This is a genomic window from Desulfovibrio sp. 1214_IL3152, assembly GCF_036763055.1.
In the GTDB taxonomy this organism is placed as follows: domain Bacteria; phylum Desulfobacterota; class Desulfovibrionia; order Desulfovibrionales; family Desulfovibrionaceae; genus Desulfovibrio.
Genome location: NZ_JBAIYW010000494.1, coordinates 1 through 3,050, shown reverse-complemented (window position 1 = coordinate 3,050; position 3,050 = coordinate 1). Strand labels below are relative to the sequence as shown.

The following is a 3,050-nucleotide window of genomic DNA, read 5'->3' as shown; positions in this document are numbered from 1 at the left end:
CCGTTTACGGGCCGCAAGTAACAGAAATGCAAATGTCAGATCGCCCGTGCGCCTGTTAGGGCGCGGCTGGTAAGAAAGCCTTACAGGCGCATATGAAGAACCCCCGGCTAGGCCGGGGGGTTCCTTTCGTTCTTTATGACCCGGTTGCGGCTTGCCTGGGGCAAGGCCTCGCCGGGCTGCATCTGATCAGTTTTTTAGAGCAGTTTACGGATGAAATGAGTTAACTGCTCTGCAAGGATTTTCCTGAAAATCATTGGCATGCAATGAAATTGTTCTGGCGGCTGCGTGAGCAGTCGCCCGCCGCAAAGGTGCAAGCGCAGCTTCAGCCGTTACGACAAAGGAAGTTACGGATGCTTCAGGAGTTGTAACGCGGGAAACTACGCTTGCAGACACCATGTGTAACGAGCGCTTTGTTTCCACACAACCACTGTGGCCATTCGTAAGGCTCGCAGGCTCGCCAACGACTGCCGCGAAGACAGCAGAGCTGTTTACTTGCGCGGTTAAGCGTTGAAGTCAACTTTGAGAATGCACATTTTCAAAGTTGACCTGCTCTAAAAGAACACCCAGGTCAGCAAGAGGAACAGGGGAAACAGTATGCCCACAGACCAGGCCATGTAGCCGAAAAAGCTGGGCATGCGCACGCCCTGGTTTTCTGCGATGGCCCGGACCATAAAGTTGGGCGCGTTGCCGATGTAAGTGTTGGCTCCCATAAAGACGGCGCCAGCGGATATGGCTGCCAGCGTCGCCGGAATATCATACATGAGGTGTGCGGCGTCGCCACCGGCGGTATTAAAGAACACCACGTAGGTGGGCGCATTGTCCAGAAAGCTCGACAGCAGGCCGGTAAGCCAGAAGTACATGGCGTTGTTGGGTTGTCCGTCATGGGACACAAGCTGGATAAGCCCTGAAAGCGCGCCGTCCGTTCCGGCCTTCAGAATGGCGATGGCAGGAATCATGCTGATGAAGATGCCGAGGAAAAGCTTGGCCACCTCTTCAATGGGCGCCCAGGAAAAACCGTTGAGCTTGCGGCAGTTCTGTTCGGTAAAGCGCAGGGAAAGCCCGGCGATGCAAAGCAGCAGCACGTCGCGCAGCAGGTTCTGCCCTTCGATGGGAACGCCGTACAGTTCCACTACCGTTCCCAGGGGCCAAAGGCCGGAAGCCAGCACCGCCAGCACCACGCCAAGCAGGAAGAGAAGGTTGATTTTGCCGTCAAGGCCCAGTTTTTCGGTGGAATCCTTGGTGCTGGGCGGAACCGGCTTGCCTTCCTTGGCGTAAAGCCAGGAATCAAGAGCCACATAGATCAGCAACAGGGCTACCGAAAGCAGCAGGGTTTTAAAGAACAGGTTGGTCGTGGTCCAGAAGAAGCTCACGCCCTTCAGGAAGCCCAGAAACAGCGGAGGATCGCCCAGAGGGGTAAGGGAACCGCCGATGTTGGCAACAAGAAAAATGAAAAAAACCACGCTGTGGGTTTTATGCCGGCGGTGTTCATTGGCACGCAAAAGCGGGCGAATGAGCAGCATGGCTGCTCCGGTGGTTCCCATCCAGCTTGCGAGCACGGTACCCACGGCCAGAAGGCCCGTGTTTACCAATGGTGTGCCGGTAAGCGAGCCTTTCAGGCGTACGCCGCCAGCCACGGTAAAGAGGGCAAAAAGCAGAATGATAAAAGGCACGTAGTCCAGCAAGATAATATGCAAAAATTCATACACGGCTACGGAAAAGCCAAACGTGAGCGCACAGGGGACAAGAAAGGCCAGCGCCCAGAATATGGATATCTTGCCAAAGTTGTGTTCCCAGAAATGTGGTGCGAACAGGGGCATCACGGCGATGGAAAGCAGCATGCACGCAAAGGGAACCGCCCAGTATACGGACAGCTCCGCACCGGGAATCGTGGGGTGTCCCTGAGCGGCAAAAGCTGTCGCAGGAAGAAGGAGCAGTACGGAAAGCGCGGCAAAGGAGGTTAGGTGTCTCAGCATAGTTACTCCAGAAGTCTAAGAATGCGTCATGCCTTATGCTGCCATTCAGCCTGATTGCCCAAAACGGATGGGCTTCAGCCTGCCGGATACTGCAAATATCCGTAAGCAACAGTCAAAAACAATGTACCCTTTTCAGTGTTCTGGCGGAATGCGGTGGGCGGCCAGTGGGCAGCCGGCAGCGACCTCAAGCGGCTAACTTCCGGCGGTCTGCCCTGGCCTGTCACATTACCGTGCAGAATTGTTCTTGTTTACCAGCAGTACCGGAATGGGAGCATGCCGCAGAACATTGTGGCTCACGCTGCCGAGGACGATGCTCTTGATTTCGCTGACCCCTCGCGTACCCATGATTATTATGGTGCAGCCAAGCTCTGTGGCTGCATCGACGATGCATTCCGCAATCTCACCATACCGGACGTAGGTTTTTATATTGCAATCCGCTCCGTTCAACTCGGAACGGATGCTTTCAAAAAGGGCCTCAGCATCTTGTTCGTGTTCCTGCTTGAGTTTTTCACGCTGGTCGCCTCCGATCAGGCTGGGAATAGGCGCAACGCAATGCAGAAGGTGGAGCGTTTCCCTGCCAGGAATGGCTGCCGTCAACTGGGCCGCAACACGGCAGGCGGCTTTCGCGTCTTCAGAACCGTCAACAGGGATAAGTATATCGGAATAATTCATATTCTCTCCGTTACGATGATGTTTCTGTCTTCTGGGCCAGTGTCGGTTTGCGCCTGCCAGCTACCGTAAAGCAACGTTCTTCTGCATCCGCGTGCGTTTTTGCTGTGCGCAATTTTCCGTCGGAGCAGTCGCGCGGATCACACAGTCAAACGCCAGCGGCGATTTTTTTGTTTTGCGGCAACGGAAAGCCCTCGTCAAGCCGCCTGAAAAACACGTTGCGGGTGTTGTCATGATACTTTCATGAGCCGCGTTGAACATTTCGATGTGTTATAACAAACCATTGCTGTCCGGCTAAGGGTTAAGAAAAAAGTCCAAAATCTCAATGCGATGTGGTATAAAGAGTTTGCGAAAAACTTTGCCACACAAGGAGATTTTGGACATGAGTCACCATAATACACTTTTCTC

General features: G+C 54.1%; 2 protein-coding genes. Both read right to left on the bottom strand.

What is annotated here, in order from left to right:
• Positions 1-551: 551 nt before the first annotated feature.
• Positions 552-1,973 (bottom strand): sodium:proton antiporter, encoded by a 1,422-nt coding sequence (locus V6C07_RS10505; RefSeq protein WP_333536419.1) that lies wholly within the window; start codon positions 1,971-1,973, stop codon positions 552-554.
• A 225-nt stretch (positions 1,974-2,198) separates the two neighbouring features.
• Positions 2,199-2,645, bottom strand: coding sequence for a universal stress protein (locus tag V6C07_RS10500; RefSeq protein ID WP_333536418.1), 447 nt, complete (start codon positions 2,643-2,645; stop codon positions 2,199-2,201).
• Positions 2,646-3,050: the final 405 nt, after the last annotated feature.

What these genes read in the sequence shown, in the direction of transcription:
- V6C07_RS10500 (WP_333536418.1), bottom strand. Translation starts at nt 2,645, where the DNA reads ATGAATTATTCCGATATACTTATCCCTGTTGACGGTTCTGAAGACGCG.
- V6C07_RS10505 (WP_333536419.1), bottom strand. Translation starts at nt 1,973, where the DNA reads ATGCTGAGACACCTAACCTCCTTTGCCGCGCTTTCCGTACTGCTCCTT.